Source organism: Kribbella sp. NPDC031520, from assembly GCF_055580825.1.
Genome location: NZ_JBVIKS010000006.1, coordinates 643,530 through 659,524, shown reverse-complemented (window position 1 = coordinate 659,524; position 15,995 = coordinate 643,530). Strand labels below are relative to the sequence as shown.

Sequence of the window (15,995 nt, the reverse complement as noted above, 5' to 3'; positions counted from 1 at the left end):
TTATACATGACCGCCCCAGAAAGTATCCAACGTGCCCGGGTCACCCGGCGTACCCTGCTCGGCGCTTCCGCCGGCGGCGTACTGCTCGGCGGACTCACCGGCGCAGTCCTGCCGACAGCAGCGCACGCCGCTCCCGCGCCGCGCTGCTACACGCGCACCGAGTGGTCGGCGCGCCCGCCCAAGTCCCCCACCCAGGTGATCGGCAAGCCCGACCACATCGTCATCCACCACACCGCGAGCGCGAACGTCACCGACTACTCGCTGGCCGCGGCGTACAAGGTCCAGCACTGGATCCAGGACCTGCACATGGACACCAACGGCTGGATCGACATCGGCAACCAGCTGACGATCAGCCGCGGCGGGTTCCTGATGGAGGGCCGCAGCCAGTCGTTGCCGGCGATCAACAACGGCCAGAACGTACTCGGCGCCCAGACCGCGAACAACAACAGCCACACGATCGGGATCGAGCACGAGGGCATCTACGTCAGCGAGGACGTACCGGTCGCGCTGTTCGACATGTCCGTACTGACCTGCGCCTGGCTGTGCACGAAGTACGGGCTCGATCCGCAGGTCGCGATCGTCGGGCACCGGGACTACAACACGACCCAGTGCCCGGGTGACGTGTTCTACGCCCGGCTGCCGGAGCTGCGGGACCGGGTCGCGGCGGTTCTGCTCGGCTGATGTCAAGGTGACGGTGACTGCTCCGACTCCTGGGTGACAGCAGCCCTGGACGAAGAGGAGCAGTCCCATGTCACAGGTCCGGATTCACAACTTCGCGATCTCCCTGGACGGGTTCGGTACTGGCGAGGGCCAGTCCAGGGAGACGCCCTTCGGTCACGCCGGCGAACGGCTGCACGAGTGGTTCGTCGGTACGCAGTACTTCCATTCGATGGACGGGCTGCCCGGCGGCACGCAGGGCGTCGACAACGCGTTCGCCGAGCAGCACGAGCACGGGATCGGCGCCGAGATCATGGGCGCCAACAAGTTCGGCCCGCCCGGATGGCAGGACGACGCCGACTGGACGGGGTGGTGGGGTCCGAACCCGCCGTACCACAGCCCGGTGTTCGTCCTCACTCATCGCCCGCGGGCGTCGGTCGAGATGGAGGGCGGTACGACGTACCACTTCGTCGACGCGACACCGGAGGACGTACTGGCGCAAGCTCGCGCGGCGGCGGGCGACGGCGACGTACGGCTGGGTGGTGGAGCGACGGTGATCCGCGAGTTCCTGAAGGCGGGGCTCGTCGACTACATGCACGTGGCTGTGGTGCCGATCGTGCTCGGTCGCGGGGTTCGGTTGTGGGACGAGCAGGAGTCGCTCGAGCAGAGCTTCGACATCCAGAGCGTGTCCTCGCCGAGCGGTGTCACCCATCTGACCTTCACCCGGAAGCACTGACCCGCGCGGGGCGCCGATACGTGCTGCGGCGGATCAGGATTTCGAACGGGCCACGGTAGTTCGCGCGCCGCATCCGGTCGGCCAGCGCGATCGTCGCGAGCCAGGTCCCGATGGCAAGAAGCGCTGTCGTGGAGGTGGTGAGGGTGCTCGAAAGGTCGAGCAGGTACGGCGTGAACGCGACGGCCCAGACGACCGACTGCGACAGGTAGCACGTCAGCGAGCGCTGTCCGACGGCGGCGATCGCTGTCGTGATCGGGCGCGGGCCGAGCCGGTGGGCGATCAGCACCATCAGCGCGGCGTACCCGAAACCGCCGAACACACCGGTTGTGTCGTGCAACGGTCCGAGGATCGTCAGGGCGTGGTCGCTGGGCCGGGTGAGTACGCCGCCGACGACCAGCGACATCGGGAGCGCGCCGGCCGTCGCGATCGTGAGGCCGAGCAGGGCGGTCGTCCGGAGCAGGGTGAGGTGTTCGGCGGGGCGTTCGAGGATGCGGCGGCGGCCGGCCCAGAGGCCGAGCAGGAACGGAGTGACGAATCCGATCCAGCCGACGCCGGCGATGAACGGCTGCACGGTGATCCGCTCCGCGAACTGGCCGAGGAGGCTCGTCGGCAGCATCGACGGGTCGGGTCCGTCGGACAGACTCTGGTTGCTCGGCAGCGCGGTCAGGATCAGCACGAACGCCGCGACGACGAACAGCCAGCGGTCCTTCCAGCGCACGGCCCAGACGCCGAGGAAGAGCAGTACGCCGTACGCGGCGAGGATGTCGCCGATGTAGAGCAGCAGCGCGTGGGCGAAACCGAGCACAACGAGGACGAGGCTGCGGCGCCAGAGCAGCTTACGGATACCCCACCAGGTGTTGCCGGTCTCGCGCTGCCGACGGACGATCTGCGCCACGCCGTACCCGAACAGGACCCCGAACATCGGGAACGCCCGGCCGTCGACGAAGGTCGAGATCACCGTGCCGACGATCCGGTCGACGGTGCCGCCGTCGGTCGGGAAGCCCGCGAAGTAGGTGCCGCCGGAGATGAAGTAGTGCGAGTTCGCCAGCGCGATGAACAGCAACATGAACCCACGCGCAAGGTCCGGACCAAGCGCACGTTCACGGAGCCCGGTCGGGCCGCCCAGGGAGCTCATGCTCCCCAGTCAATCCGTCCTGGACCGGTGTCACATCCAACCAAAGTCCCCGCCGCGTGAACCTTCGTCGTTGCCCGAACACCTAAGGCGTTGGTAAGAGGTTGGTGACGGGCGTGGGGTCGGGCGGGGGGAACCAGTAATGTGCTCTCGTGCCTCAGCTTCGGGTTGCTCTTGCTCAGATCGATGTGACCGTGGGTGACATCGACGGGAACACCGACAAGATCGTCGCGTGGGCCCGGAACGCGGTCGAGCAGGGTGCGCATGTGGTGGCGTTTCCGGAGCTTGGGCTGACCGGTTATCCGGTCGAGGACCTGGCCCTGCGGGCGTCGTTCGTGGACGCGTCGCAGGCGCGGATCAGGAGTCTCGCGCAGCGGCTCGCCGACGAAGGGCTCGGCGAGATCGTGGTGGTCTGCGGGTACCTCGACCGGGCGAACGGTCTGGCGATGGGCGTCGACCGGCTGGGCCGCCCGAAGGGTTCGCCGACCAACTCGGCTGCGATCATCCACCAGGGTCGGGTCGTCACCAGCGCGGTCAAGCACCACCTGCCGAACTACGGCGTCTTCGACGAGTTCCGGCACTTCGTTCCCGGCAACACGCTGCAGGTCGTCCGCATCCACGGCGTCGACGTCGCGGTCGTGATCTGCGAGGACCTCTGGCAGGACGGCGGCCCGGTCGCGGTCACCCGTGAGGCCGGCGCCGGTCTGCTGCTGGTCGTGAACAGCTCGCCGTACGAGGCGAACAAGGACGACGTACGCGGAGATCTCGTACGGCGCCGCGCCCGCGAGGCGGGTTGCGCGCTCGCGTACGTGAACCTCGTCGGCGGCCAGGACGAACTCGTCTTCGACGGCGACTCACTCGTCGCGGATGCCGACGGCAAGATCTTCGCCCGCGCACCGCAGTTCGAGCAGGGCAGCATGATCGTCGACCTCGAACTCCCTTCCGCGACAGGCACTCCGGCCGGAACCCACGAGGGCATCGAGATCGTCCACACCGTGCTGCAGTCCGACGAGCTCCCGCCGTACGAACCGATCGCCCCGAACCTCGCGCCCCGGCTGTCCGACGAGGCCGAGATGTACGGCGCGATCGTCCTCGGGCTGCGCGACTACGTCCAGAAGAACGGGTTCAAGTCCGTGCTGCTCGGGCTGTCCGGCGGGATCGACTCGTCGCTGGTCGCCGCGATCGCCTGCGACGCGATCGGCGCCGAGCACGTGTTCGGTGTCTCCAACCCGAGCGTCTACTCCAGCGACCACTCGAAGGACGACGCGGCCGAGCTCGCCGCCCGGACCGGTCTGAACTACCGCGTCATCCCGATCCAGCCGATGGTGCAGCCGTTCCTCGAGACGCTCGGGCTGACCGGCCTGGCCGAGGAGAACCTGCAGGCCCGGGTCCGTGCGGTGATCTGGATGGGGCTGTCGAACTCCGACGGCCACCTGGTACTTGCCTGCGGCAACAAGTCGGAGCTGTCCGTCGGGTACTCGACGATCTACGGCGACGCCGTCGGCGGGTACGCGCCGCTGAAAGACCTGCCGAAGACCCTGGTCTGGCGACTGGCGAAGTGGCGCAACGAGGACGCGAAGGCGCGCGGGCAGCAGCCGCCGATCCCGGAGAACTCGATCGCGAAACCCCCGTCCGCCGAGCTCCGTCCGGGACAGCAGGACACCGACTCGCTGCCGCCGTACGACCTGCTCGACGACATGCTGGACGACTACGTCGAGCAGGACCGTGGCAGCGCCGAACTGGTCGCGGCCGGTTTCGACACCGAGCTGGTCACCAGGGTGATCCAGCTCGTCGACAAGGCGGAGTACAAGCGCCGGCAGTACCCACCGGGTCCGAAACTGACCCACAAGGCCTTCGGGCGGGACCGCCGGTTGCCGATTACTAACGCATGGCGTGAGGACGCACGGAAGGCAGCCGAGCACTGAGCGACTCATGGCGGTACCGCCCATCCCAGCCCGACGACCTGGGCCAAGATTCCCCGTGGGGTTCTCCGGAAGAGCCCTACGACCGTTCCGGCCTGCCCAACCAGGATGCGGGCTCGGCTACGGCCGGTGGCGCTCACCCTCCGCATCGGTGGGACGATGAGGCCATGGCTGACAGCTCGGAGTACGAGGACGACAACTGGCGGGACCGCGGTCTCGGTCTCGACCCGTCGCCGTCGCTGCCGAACGCGCCACGGACGTACGAGCGCGGCCCGGTGCCGCAGCAGCCGTACGTGCCGAAGCCGCCGTACCTGCCGAGTGCGCCACCACCTCCCGGCCAGCAGCCGTACTACGAGCCGCACCGCGATGAGCAGTACGGACGGGAACACCAGGAGCAGAACCCGTTCCGCCCACAGCAGCCGCCGCCGGCGGCACCGCCCGCGCAGGGCCGGCCGAGTCCGTTCGGCCCGGGATCGAACGGGAACGGCGCACCGCCACGCCCGGCCGCCGGGAACGGTACGCCGCCGCGCCCGCCGTCCAACTCCTCTTCCAACGGCTTGTCCAACGGCTCGTCCAATGGCAGTGGGAGCTGGAGCAGCCCCGCGCCGCAGCCGAACCCGTTCGTACCACCGCCGCCGCCACCGAGCAGCAACGGTCACGGCAGTAGTAGCAGTAATGGTGTGAGTAGCAACGGTTTGCCGCCGCAGCAGCCACCGCGTCCGCCGCAGCGTCTGCAGCCCCCGGATGCGCCGCGTGCACAGGAAGAACCACCCCGTCGGTACGAGCCGGGTCCCGGTCCCGAGCCGGTTTGGGGACACGAACGCCGCCCCGAGCCGCCGCAGCAGCGGCCGCGGGAGACGTCGCGGCTGAGTGATGCTGCGCAGGCTTACGGCGCGGGCCGCTCGCAGGAAGGTTCGCGGCCGGACGAGGCGGCGCGGCGCCGCGAGGCCGAGCAGCGCTACGAGGCACCGCCGCGGCAGGTGCAGCCGCAAGAACCAGCACCGTCGCGGGCGCAGGACGCGTGGCAGCGTGCGCAGGATCAGCCCGCTGCGAGTGAGGCTCCGGTTGAGGAGTCGACCCGGCCGCAGGAGATTCGGCTTCGGCCCGAAGGGCAGCCGCGGGAGTCCGGACGGCCGCGCGACAACGGATATCTGACCGATCCGAGCGCGGAGTACGAGATCCACGCGCCGGTGACCGAAGAACCGTCCGGTGAGCAGTCGCAGGCGACCGAAGCGTCCCGGCCGATGGGTGCGCGGCGCCGTGCGGACGTTCAGCAGGACGCGCCGAGCCAGGTGTCGTCCGAGCAGGTCACCTCGCACCGGGCCGGGCGGCGCGCGTTCGCCGCGGCGGCCGAGACCCGGGCGACCGCCCAGCCGCAGCCGGCCACCCCGAACACCAACGCCAACGCCGGCAACAACACGAGCAGCAACACCACGGACAGCACTGTGGGCGGCGAGGCCGAGGTTTCGCCGTACGGCGGGCCTTCGGCCAAGCCGGCCCAACCGGTCGCGCCGGGCCAACCGGCTCAGCCGGCCGGCGACCAGGCGAAGCGTCCGCGGCGTTACCGCGTCCATCACCTCCGCGACTTCAAGAGCCGCGGCGAGAAGTGGGCGATGCTGACGGCGTACGACCAGTACACCGCCGAGATCTTCGACCAGGCAGGCATCCCGGTGCTGCTGGTCGGCGACTCCGCCGCGAACAACGTGTACGGCTACGACACCACGCTCCGCGTCACCGTCGACGAGCTCATCCCGCTCGCCCGCGCGGTGGCGAACGCGGCCGAGCACGCGCTCGTCGTCGCGGACCTTCCGTTCGGTTCGTACCAGGCATCGCCGGAGCAGGCGTTCCACACAGCCGTACGGTTCATGAAGGAAGCCGGCGTGCACGCGGTGAAGCTCGAGGGCGGGCGCACCGTCGTACCGATGGTGGAGAAGCTGACGCAGTCGGGCATCCCGGTGATGGCGCACATCGGGTTCACGCCGCAGAGCGAGCACAGCATCGGCGGGTACCGCGTGCAGGGCCGGGGCGAACAGGCGGCCGGCCTGATCGACGACGCCGTCGCGCTCGCGGCGGCCGGGGCGTTCTCGCTGGTCCTCGAGATGGTCCCGGGTGACGTGGCGGCCGAGATCACCAAGCGGATCCCGATCCCGACCATCGGCATCGGCGCCGGCCGCGACACCGACGCCCAGGTGCTGGTGTGGCAGGACATGGCGGGCCTGCGGTCGGGCACCATGCCCCGCTTCGTCAAGCAGTACGCCGACCTACGCGGCATCCTCACCAGTGCGGCGACGAGCTACGCGGCGGAGGTCGCCAACGGCGCGTTCCCGGCGGACGAGCACACCTTCTGACCCGAGGTACAGATCTCGTAGCGCTGCGCCGAACCCTTGTCCGGCCAACCTCGGTGGTTCAGGATGTTGGGCGGCGAAGGGGAGGCCGATGATCATCCGTCGATTCGTTGTTGCCGCAGGGGTTTCGTTCGCACTGGTAGCCGGAGCGATGACGTCGCTTCCGGCGGCGACCGCCGTACCGGACCGGGCGAAACCGTCCAGCTACACACCACCGCCGATCACCTGGGGCGCGTGCGCGAGCCCTGGACTCGCGCGACGTGGTGCCCAGTGCGGATCCGTCTGGGTTCCGCTGGACTACAGCCATCCGAACGGGAACCTGATCAAGCTCGCGGTGTCGCGTATCAAGCACAAGACGCCCGACGCGCAGGCGCAGGGTCCGATGCTGGTGAACCCGGGCGGACCGGGTGGGTCCGGACTGACGCTCGCGGTGCTGGGCGAGTTCGTCCCGAACCACGGCGGCGACCCGTACGACTGGATCGGCTTCGATCCACGCGGTGTCGGTTCGAGTGTTCCGTCACTGCACTGCATCCCGGACTACTCCGGGTACAACCGCCCGTTCTACATCCCGGTGACGCGGCAGATCGAGCAGGTGTGGCTCAACCGCTCCAAGGCGTACGCCAACGCCTGTGACAACGCTCAGCACGCGCTGCTCCAGCACCTGACCACGCTGGACTCGGTGCGCGACATGGAGAGCATCCGCAAGGCGCTCGGCGCACCGCAGATCAACTACTACGGCTTCTCGTACGGCACGTACCTCGGCCAGGTGTACGGCACGCTGTACCCGAACCGTCTGCGTCGCGCGGTCTTCGACGGTGTCGTGGACGCGACCCGCGTCTGGTACCAGGCCAACCTCGATCAGGACATCGCGTTCAACAAGAGCGTCAAGGTGTTCTTCGCGTACGTCGCCGCGCACGACTCCACGTGGCACCTCGGGACCACCGAGGCCGCGGTCGAGAGACTGTACTACCAGCAGATGCTGAAGCTCGTCGGGCATCCCGCCGACGGCAAGATCGGCCCGGACGAGTGGACCGACATCTTCACGCAGGCGGCGTACTACGTGTACGGCTGGGTCGATGTCGCGGACGCGTTCGCGGCCTGGGTGCACAACGGCGACGCCGCTCCGCTCGAGTCGCTGTACGGCGGCCCGCCGTTCGACGACAACGGCCTCGCGGTGTACCTCGGGGTGTCCTGCACCGACGCCAAGTGGCCGACCAACTGGAACACCTGGCGTCACGACAACTGGAACTACTTCGCGAAGGCACCGTTCCTCACCTGGGCCAACGCGTGGTTCAACGCACCGTGCGCGTTCTGGCCCGCGAAGGCCGGCCACCCGGTCAAGGTCGACGGCAGGCGGGTCAAGAGCCTGCTGATGATCAACGAGACGCTCGACGCGGCAACGCCGTACTCGGGCGCGCTGCAGACCCGGAAGACGTTCCCGCACTCGGTCCTGATCGAAGGCGTCGGCGGTACGACGCATGCCGGCTCGCTGTCCGGTGTCTCGTGTACGGACGACCGCATCGCGGCGTACCTGCTGACCGGTGCGCTACCGGCACGGGTGCCGGGTAACCGGTCCGACGTACAGTGCGACCCGGTGCCCGCGCCGGAGCCGGCCGCCGCACTGAGTCCGGCCGCGAAAGCCGCAGGAAGTGTGGCGGCCCAGCGTCATGCGCTCACGCGGCTGCTAGATCCACGGCAGGGCTGATCGTTCGGTCCAGTACTCCTCGGGTTGCTGTACGAACTCGAGGAGCGGGCCGTCGACGTGGTACGCGAGATTGCTCTCGAGCTGTTCGGCCGTGGTGGCTCCACTGAGGACGACGTCCGCCCAAGGTTGGGCCACCGCGGCGCCGATCGCCAACGCGTCCGGCGCGACACCGTGCTGGCGGGCGAACTCGTTGAACGGCGTCTCGCCCGCACGCGCCGTCAATCGGCCGTTCGCAACGGCCTCCTTCACGACGACGAACCAGCCGGCGTCGTGTGCTTCGGCCAGTGCGCGGCCGACCGAGGTCTCCAGTACGTTCCAGGTCGCCTGCACTGCGGAGAACGGCGTACCTCCAGACAGCGCCTTGCGCAGCGTCTCTGCCTGCCGCGGTCCGCTCGTGGAGAGACCGACGCGTACGCCGGTGTCCGCCAGCTCCCGTAGACGATCCAGCAAGCGCTTGTCCTCGAGTGCGGGACTGTCGGCCGTCAGGCTGTGCACGAGGTAGAAGTCCGGCTGCCCGCGCAGTGCTTTCAAGGTCTCCGGCCACTGCCGTTCGAAGGTCGCGAGGTCGTGACTCTTCACCTCGTGCGTTTCGGCGTCGTGCCGCCAGCCGGCGACGTACGTGTAGCCCCACTTCGAGCCGACGGTCAGCTGGGTACGGCGTTCCGGTGTCAGCCATTCGCCGAGGAACTCTTCGGCAAGGCCGTACGAACGCGCGGCGTCGAAGTACCGAACACCTGCTTGCCAGGCCTGCTCGAGCAGCTCGTGCGTGCGCGTCCGCAGGTCCTCGACCGCACGCTGCGGCGGCAGGTCCTCGTCGTGCCCGAGATTGATGTACCCAGGACGCCCCAGCGCCGCAAGACCGAGCCCAATCGTTGCCATGTCCTCGATCGTAGGTGTGTGCGGCAACAACTGTGAGACGCGCCGCCTCGGGCAGCCTGCGGTCGCCTGTTTCGTCTAGCGTTTTGTGGTGTGACTGACTTGACGGTGAGGCGGCGGACGACAGCCCGCGTACTGCCGGTGCGCCCGGACGGCAGGGTATTGCTGCTGCACGGGTGGGACCCGCTGAAGCCGGGCACGACGTACTGGTTCACCGTCGGCGGCGGCGTCGAGGACGGCGAGACGATCGCCGAAGCGGCCTGCCGCGAGCTGCGCGAAGAGGTCGGTATCGAACTGCCGGCCGGCGACCTCGGTGTACCCGTCGCGACGAACACGATCGAGTTCGAGTACAGCGGCAGCCTGATCATCCAGCGGCAGACGTTCTTCGCGGTCGCGGTGGACAGCGTCGACGTGACGTTCGCCTACCAGGAGGAGATCGAGCAGCAGACGATCAGCGAACACGGCTGGTGGTACGGCGACGACCTCGAGGCAACCGGTCTCGCGGCCCACGTGACGATCCCCGGTCTGCTCCGTCAGGCCACGGACGCGATCACGTTGCGCCGGGCCTCCTGAGCTCTCAGCGCGCGCGGGCTTCCTTGAGGACCTTCTTCGGGATCTTCTTGTCCACCTTGTAGTGCACGCGATCGAGCCGCTCGGCGCACCCTGCCTTGGACAGGCGCATCAGGACCACCGGGCACTTCTTGCACCTCGGCTTGTCCTTGCAGCACTTCTTCTTCGCGGTCATCGACGGCACCCGGCGAGCGTAGGTGAGGCATACCTAACCCGTCCAGCCGCTGAGCGGTGATGGTGGCGGACATCACGCCAGCTGTCCGCTCAGCAATCCGCGTGCTTCGACGAGTGACGGTCCGTACCAGGTCAGATGGCGGCCCGATACGCACTTCGCGGGTTTGCCGAACGCCTCCGGTCCGTCGTTGTCGGAAAACGCATACGGCTCGTCCGGGAGTACTACGACGTCATACTCCGGTAAGGCGTCCGGATCGAATCGTGGATAGCGTTCGGCGGAATCTCTCAGGACGTTGTCGATACCGATCCGCTGCAGCAGATCACCGGCGAAGGTGTCGCGGCCGAGTGCCATCCATGGTCTACGCCAGATCGGTACGACGGCCCGCCGGCGGATTCCGTCGTACGGCGCACTCCACACCTCACGCGCTTCGTGCAGCCACGGTGGTTCGGTGCCGATGATCGCGGACAGCAGGCGGCCGAGCGAGTCGAGTGATTCGGGCACCGTCGTCGGTGCGGTCACCCAGACCGCGATTCCACTCGCACGCAACGCGTCGAGATCGGCCGCTTTGTTCTCTTCGGCGTTGGCGACGACGACGTCCGGTGCGAGTTCGCGGATGCGATCGAGATCGGGATTCTTGGTACCGCGAACGCGCACCACGTCGAGGTCCGCGGGATGCGTACACCAGTCGGTCGCACCAACGATTATGTCGGCGTCGGTGACCGCGATCGACTCCGTCAACGAGGGCACGATGCTGACCACCCGACGTACCTCGGGCGGTAGTTCGACGACGTCGTCCAGATCGTCGTACACGTGCTTCAGCTCCTCCGTGCGCAGGACGTTGCCGAGGACAACACTCGCCGATGCACCGGTTTTCGGGCAACGAGTGCCGCGTGTCGCGAAGAAAATATTCCGGGCATCCGGCATGCTCGGGGCGCGGCGGAATCCCTTCTGCACAAGGATTTTCGGCATTTGTGCCTGATCACGCCGCCGGTTCCCCTTAGCCTGGGTGTGTTTCCGGTGCTTTACGTAACGCACAAGTGTTGTCATCATCAGGACGACGAGGAATCCACCGTGGTTTTCCTCAGCCGCACCAAGGAGGCAGAGTGCCAGCCAAGAAGGCAGCCGCAGGGAAGGCGACAGCCAAAAAGGCTTCTCCCGCCAAGAAGACTGTCGCGAAGAAGGCCAGCGCCGCGAAGACGACAACCGCGCGCAAGGTCAGCGCAGCAAAGAAGACAGCGACGAAGAAGGTGAGTGCGGCCAAGAAGACCGCGACGAAGACGGTGGCGAAGAAGGCCCCGGCCAAGCGGGTTGTCGCAAAGAAGGCCACCGCCACGAAGGCCGTTGCGAAGAAGGCCCCGGCGAAGAAGGTGACCGCCAAGAAGACGGTCGCGAAGAAGGCGCCGGCCACGCGCACCACCGCTGCCAAGAAGACGACGGCTGCTGCGAAGAAGACGACGACGGCCGCGAAGCGGACCACCGCCGCCAAGAAGACCACGGCTCGCAAGACCGTGGCCAAGAAGGCCCCGGCGAAGAGGGCTCCGGCCAAGAAGGTCGCCGCCAAGAAGGCCCCGGCGAAGAAGACGGTCGCGAAGAAGGCGCCCGCGAAGCGCGTTGCCGCGAAGAAGGCCCCGGCACGCACCGCCGCGAAGAAGACCGCGGTGAAGCGGACCGCTGCGAAGAAGGCCCCGGCGCGCAAGGCTCCGGCCCGGAAGGCCGCTACCAAGCGGGTCGCTCGCTGACGTCAGCAACACACACCGAGGGGCACCACCGGAGTCGGTGGTGCCCCTCGGTACGTCGTACGGACGGACGTCAGTCGTCTTCCCACTTCGGGTCGTTGTCCCAGTCCTCGTTGCGTTCCTGGACCTTCTCCAGCGCGCGGGCGGCTTCCTCCGGTGAGCTGTACGGACCGAGCCGGTCGCCCGACTTCGCGCCCTGGTAGGGCTCCACCTTGCCGGTCTTGGTGTTGTAGTACCACTCGTTGCTGTGATCGTCGCTCATCTGGATGACCACCTCCCGGGGTCTTTGTCGAGGCGCACCTACAATGATCTCACCATGTCTGTCCTCACTTCTGGCGTCATTTCGCCGCGCCGCGACGTACCTGCTTCCATCACCCGGCCGGAATACGTCGACAAGCCCGCACCGACGCCGTTCGACGGTTCGTACGTGACGCCGCCGGAGCTGATCGAGAAGATGCGCGTCGCGAGCAAGCTCGCCGCGCAGGCGTTGCAGGCGGTCGGTGCGGCGGCGAAGCCGGGTGTGACGACGGACGAGCTGGACGCGGTCGGGCACCAGTACCTGATCGACCGTGGTGCGTACCCGTCGACGCTCGGCTATCGCGGGTACCCGAAGTCGTTGTGTACGTCGGTCAACGAGGTGATCTGCCACGGCATCCCCGACGACCGGCCGCTCGAGGACGGCGACATCGTCAACGTCGACATCACCGCGTACCTCGACGGCGTGCACGGCGACACGAACGCGACGTTCTTCGTCGGCGACGTCGACGAGGAGAGCCGGCTGCTGGTCGAGCGCACGCAGGAGGCGCTGAACCGCGGCATCAAGGCGGTCCGGCCCGGGCGGCGGGTGAGCATCATCGGGCGCGTGATCGAGTCGTACGCGAAGCGGTTCGGGTACGGCGTGGTCCGCGACTTCACCGGCCACGGCATCTCGACGTCGTTCCACTCCGGCCTGATCATCCCGCACTACGACGACGAGCGTTTCGACGACGTGATCGAGCCCGGTATGACGTTCACGATCGAGCCGATGCTCACCCTCGGCACGTACGAGTACGACCTCTGGGACGACGGCTGGACCGCCACCACGAAAGACAAGTCCCGCACCGCCCAGTTCGAACACACCCTGCTGGTCACCGACACCGCCGCCGAAATCCTCACCCTTCCGTGAACGCCGAACCGCACCTCGAAGGCGCGTCGGCCGGGCGGGTGTGGATCATCGGTTGGATGACGCGGTGATGAAGGTGCCGAGGTCGGTGGATTGTTGGATGCGGGACTGTTCGTGGACGTACATCATGTGGCCGGCGGGGTAGTACTTGGTTTCGATGTTGGTGGTGAGTTCCGCCGGGATCTGCAGGCGGGCGAGGGTGTGTTCGGTGGCGAAGTACGGTGTGGCGCCGTCGTAGTGGCCGGAGGCAACGTACACCTTCAGGTGCGGGTTGACGCGCATCGCCTCGGCGAGCTTCTCCGCGACCGTGATCTGCTGGCCCTCGAACTCCTTGTACGACCAGTTCTTCGCGGCGTCCATGTTCAGGATCTCGTACGGTACGTCGTTCTCGTAGCCGAGCTCGACCCGCACGTAGTGGTTCAGCGCGGCCGAGTACGGACCGGTGATCGCGTTCATCGACGGGTCGCGGTCCGGTTTCTCCGAACCGTAGTCGGCGCTCCAGCCGGTGAAGCGCCCGTCGATCCGGCCGACCGTACGGCGGCGCCCGCGCAGCAGCTCACCGAAGAAGCGCATGTGCTCGATCCGCAGGTTCACCCGGTCGATGTAGTCCTCACTGAGCCCGGTCAACGCGGCCAGCCGGCTGACCACCTCGGCCCGGTAGTCCGCCGGAATCCTGTTGCCCTGGGCAAGCGCATTCGGGTACCGCCCGGCCGCGAACCGTTCCGCGTCGGCGAGCAGTTCGTCCAGCTCCCGGTCCGGAACGAGTCCGTGGTAGTGCGCGATCGCGGCGTACGTCGGGAGGAACAACGTGTACGGCAGGTCGTTGCCCGGCGAGAAGTCCAGCGTCCCGAACTCGAGCACCATCGAGATCAGCATCACGCCGTTCAGGTACATCCCGTACCGCTCCTGCAGGTGCGCCGCGAGCCCGGCCGCGCGCGTCGTGCCGTACGACTCCCCCGCCAGGAACTTCGGCGACATCCACCGCCCGTTCCGCGACGTCCACAGCCGGATCACCTCGCCGACCGACTCCAGGTCGCGGGTGAAGCCGTGGTAGTCGGCCGGCTTCTCCCCCTCGGCAGCCCGCGAGAACCCAGTCGACACCGGGTCGATGAACACCACGTCGCTGTACTTCAGCAGCGTCTCCGCATTGTCGACAAGCTCGTACGGCGGCGGTGCGAGCTCACCGGCGTCGCCCGACACCACGCGGCGCGGCCCGAGCAGACCGAGGTGCAGCCAGATGCTCGACGACCCCGGCCCGCCGTTGAACGCGAACGTCACCGGCCGGTCGTTCGCGCCGGCATCGTCCAAGGTGTACGCCGTCAGGAACACCTCCGCCTTCGGCTTCCGTCCCTCGAACTTGCCGTCGGTGTACACGTCCTCGCGGAGCACGATCCGCCCGGTGGTCGCGGTGTACCGCAACTCCTGCCCGTCGACGGTCAGCGTGTGCTGAGTCGTGACCAGGTCGTCGGTGGGTTGCGCCGGCTTGGTCTCTTCGGCGTCGCTGTCCGTCTGCTCCTCGGTGGCCATGTCGAGCACCTTAATCCACCCGCGCAGGCACTAGCGTTGGGTTTATGGCGACGATCTTTCACATCGCGTTCCCGGAGCAGTGGGAGGCGGCGGTCGAGGCCGGGTGCTACCGGTGGTCGACGCGCGGCAAGAGCCTCGACGACGGCGCGACCTTCATCCACGCCTCGCGCCCCGAACAGGTCGCGATGGTGGCGAACTTCGCGTACGACGACGTCGACGTACCGCTCTGCCTGCTGGTGATCGACACGGCGCGGCTGGTGTCCGCCTTGTGCGACGAGGACCTGGACGGGACCGGGATGAGTTTCCCGCACATCTACGGCCCGTTGAACCTGGACGCGGTGGTCGACGTACGGCCGTACCACCGCGGACCGGACGGCCTGTGGCCGGAGGTGTCGGCCGAGGCCGTATCCTGAAGGTACGGAACGGGTCGGTCGGGCGATCGCGTCGTCCTGTTCAGCTTGCTGATCGGGGCGCCGAGGAAAGTCCGGACTCCACAGGGCAGCGTGGTGGGTAACGCCCACCCGGGGTAACCCGCGGGACAGTGCCACAGAGAACAGACCGCCAGCGGCTCCGGTGAACCCCGTGGTTCACCAGAGTGCGGGTGAGGGTGAAACGGTGGTGTAAGAGACCACCAGCTCCGCAGGTGACTGCGGAGGCTAGGTAAACCCCACGTGGAGCAAGGCCAAGAAGGGCGGCGGGAAACCATCGCCCGCGCGAGCGTTCGAGGGCGGCCCGCCCGAGCTCGCGGGTAGGCCGCTGGAGGTGCCCGGCAACGGTCACCGTAGATGGATGATCGCCTTCAACAGAATCCGGCTTACGCACCGACCCGTTCCCCCAACCCCACCCCACCCCACCCCACCTCCCGCGCGTCCGCCTCGCCGGCCCGAGTCACCGGGGCCGGAGGCGACGCCGAGTCGTGGGAACCGGCGCTCGCGGACGACCCGAATCCACGACTCGACGATCAGCCCGACAGCCGATCGCCACGACTCGGCGGCTGATGTATGCCGACGATGGACACACGGACGGGCGCGAAGCCGGATCGGTCATGAGCGATCGTCGGATACCGGCCTGCGCGACCGGTCGTACAGGCAAGCGCTGTTGGCGCCCGCATCGACTGGGGTCGGCGACGACATGGTCCCGTGCGCTTTAATCCGCCGGTGACGATCGGGTTCGGTGGTTCCGAGGTCGCGGGTGCCATGGGCTGCTCCTCGTCATCCCACGGATCGGGCGGAACCAGCGGTCCTGAACTGGTGCGCGGTGTGAGCACGTCATCGTCGCCCCACGACTCGTACGGGACCAGCGGCCGTGGGCTCGTACGTGGCGCAGGCAGGTCGTCGTCCGATCAGCCAGCCGACGCGGCCGGCGTAGGCAGCTCGTCATCGCCCCACAGGTCGAGCGGGATCAGCGGTCGTGGGCTGGTTCCCAGTGCAGGACAGCGCCGCAGACGTGGTC

Annotated in this window: 15 protein-coding genes and 1 other RNA gene; 10 read left to right on the top strand and 6 right to left on the bottom strand. The window is 67.9% G+C overall.

The window, feature by feature from the left end; genetic code table 11:
• Positions 1-6 precede the first annotated feature (6 nt).
• Positions 7-681 (top strand): peptidoglycan recognition protein family protein, encoded by a 675-nt coding sequence (locus tag ACZ5BU_RS32080; protein WP_465704178.1) that lies wholly within the window; start codon positions 7-9, stop codon positions 679-681.
• Positions 682-748: 67 nt separating this feature from the next.
• Complete coding sequence (locus ACZ5BU_RS32075) at positions 749-1,393, top strand: dihydrofolate reductase family protein (protein ID WP_465704177.1); 645 nt, start codon at positions 749-751, stop codon at positions 1,391-1,393.
• On the opposite strand, the gene ACZ5BU_RS32070 is transcribed toward ACZ5BU_RS32075, so the two are convergent.
• The gene (locus tag ACZ5BU_RS32070) at positions 1,377-2,528 is read right to left on the bottom strand and encodes a DUF418 domain-containing protein (protein WP_465704176.1); all 1,152 of its coding nucleotides are present in this window, start codon (positions 2,526-2,528) and stop codon (positions 1,377-1,379) included. The two genes, ACZ5BU_RS32075 and ACZ5BU_RS32070, sit on opposite strands and share 17 nt — an antisense overlap.
• A 149-nt stretch (positions 2,529-2,677) precedes the next feature.
• On the opposite strand from ACZ5BU_RS32070, the gene ACZ5BU_RS32065 reads away from it, so the two are divergent.
• The 3 genes from ACZ5BU_RS32065 to ACZ5BU_RS32055 all read left to right on the top strand — a co-directional run bounded on the left by ACZ5BU_RS32065 (position 2,678) and on the right by ACZ5BU_RS32055 (position 8,497).
• Positions 2,678-4,450 carry an NAD+ synthase gene (locus ACZ5BU_RS32065; RefSeq protein WP_465704175.1) on the top strand — a complete coding sequence of 591 codons (1,773 nt, stop codon included), beginning with the start codon at positions 2,678-2,680 and terminating at the stop codon, positions 4,448-4,450.
• 164 nt (positions 4,451-4,614) lie between these two features.
• Entirely contained in the window at positions 4,615-6,795 is a 2,181-nt protein-coding gene (gene panB / locus ACZ5BU_RS32060; protein WP_465704174.1) for a 3-methyl-2-oxobutanoate hydroxymethyltransferase, read from the top strand.
• An 88-nt stretch (positions 6,796-6,883) separates the two neighbouring features.
• Positions 6,884-8,497, top strand: coding sequence for an alpha/beta fold hydrolase (locus ACZ5BU_RS32055; protein ID WP_465704173.1), 1,614 nt, complete (start codon positions 6,884-6,886; stop codon positions 8,495-8,497).
• On the opposite strand, the gene ACZ5BU_RS32050 is transcribed toward ACZ5BU_RS32055, so the two are convergent.
• Positions 8,477-9,376 (bottom strand): aldo/keto reductase, encoded by a 900-nt coding sequence (locus tag ACZ5BU_RS32050; protein ID WP_465704172.1) that lies wholly within the window; start codon positions 9,374-9,376, stop codon positions 8,477-8,479. The two genes, ACZ5BU_RS32055 and ACZ5BU_RS32050, sit on opposite strands and share 21 nt — an antisense overlap.
• A 90-nt stretch (positions 9,377-9,466) precedes the next feature.
• Here ACZ5BU_RS32050 and ACZ5BU_RS32045 point away from each other — a divergent pair, with 90 nt between their 5' ends.
• Complete coding sequence (locus tag ACZ5BU_RS32045) at positions 9,467-9,946, top strand: NUDIX hydrolase (RefSeq protein ID WP_465704171.1); 480 nt, start codon at positions 9,467-9,469, stop codon at positions 9,944-9,946.
• 4 nt (positions 9,947-9,950) lie between these two features.
• Here ACZ5BU_RS32045 and ACZ5BU_RS32040 read toward each other — a convergent pair whose 3' ends face one another.
• Both ACZ5BU_RS32040 and ACZ5BU_RS32035 read right to left on the bottom strand, forming a co-directional pair.
• Positions 9,951-10,127 carry a hypothetical protein gene (locus ACZ5BU_RS32040; protein WP_427896693.1) on the bottom strand — a complete coding sequence of 59 codons (177 nt, stop codon included), beginning with the start codon at positions 10,125-10,127 and terminating at the stop codon, positions 9,951-9,953.
• Between the two features lie 63 nt (positions 10,128-10,190).
• Positions 10,191-11,087 carry a helical backbone metal receptor gene (locus ACZ5BU_RS32035; RefSeq protein WP_465704170.1) on the bottom strand — a complete coding sequence of 299 codons (897 nt, stop codon included), beginning with the start codon at positions 11,085-11,087 and terminating at the stop codon, positions 10,191-10,193.
• A gap of 134 nt (positions 11,088-11,221) precedes the next feature.
• On the opposite strand from ACZ5BU_RS32035, the gene ACZ5BU_RS32030 reads away from it, so the two are divergent.
• Positions 11,222-11,857, top strand: coding sequence for a histone H1-like repetitive region-containing protein (locus ACZ5BU_RS32030; RefSeq protein WP_465704169.1), 636 nt, complete (start codon positions 11,222-11,224; stop codon positions 11,855-11,857).
• Between the two features lie 70 nt (positions 11,858-11,927).
• Here ACZ5BU_RS32030 and ACZ5BU_RS32025 read toward each other — a convergent pair whose 3' ends face one another.
• On the bottom strand, positions 11,928-12,116 hold the full coding sequence (locus ACZ5BU_RS32025; RefSeq protein WP_465704168.1) for a hypothetical protein: 189 nt from the start codon (positions 12,114-12,116) through the stop codon (positions 11,928-11,930).
• Between the two features lie 54 nt (positions 12,117-12,170).
• On the opposite strand from ACZ5BU_RS32025, the gene map reads away from it, so the two are divergent.
• Positions 12,171-13,019, top strand: coding sequence for a type I methionyl aminopeptidase (map, locus tag ACZ5BU_RS32020; protein ID WP_465704167.1), 849 nt, complete (start codon positions 12,171-12,173; stop codon positions 13,017-13,019).
• 45 nt (positions 13,020-13,064) lie between these two features.
• Here map and ACZ5BU_RS32015 read toward each other — a convergent pair whose 3' ends face one another.
• Complete coding sequence (locus ACZ5BU_RS32015; RefSeq protein WP_465704166.1) at positions 13,065-14,543, bottom strand: S10 family peptidase; 1,479 nt, start codon at positions 14,541-14,543, stop codon at positions 13,065-13,067.
• A 44-nt stretch (positions 14,544-14,587) separates the two neighbouring features.
• On the opposite strand from ACZ5BU_RS32015, the gene ACZ5BU_RS32010 reads away from it, so the two are divergent.
• Together ACZ5BU_RS32010 and rnpB are read left to right on the top strand one after the other, a co-directional pair.
• Positions 14,588-14,956 (top strand): DUF952 domain-containing protein, encoded by a 369-nt coding sequence (locus ACZ5BU_RS32010; RefSeq protein ID WP_465704165.1) that lies wholly within the window; start codon positions 14,588-14,590, stop codon positions 14,954-14,956.
• 10 nt (positions 14,957-14,966) lie between these two features.
• An RNA gene (gene rnpB, locus ACZ5BU_RS32005) (RNase P RNA component class A) lies at positions 14,967-15,376 on the top strand.
• Positions 15,377-15,995: the final 619 nt, after the last annotated feature.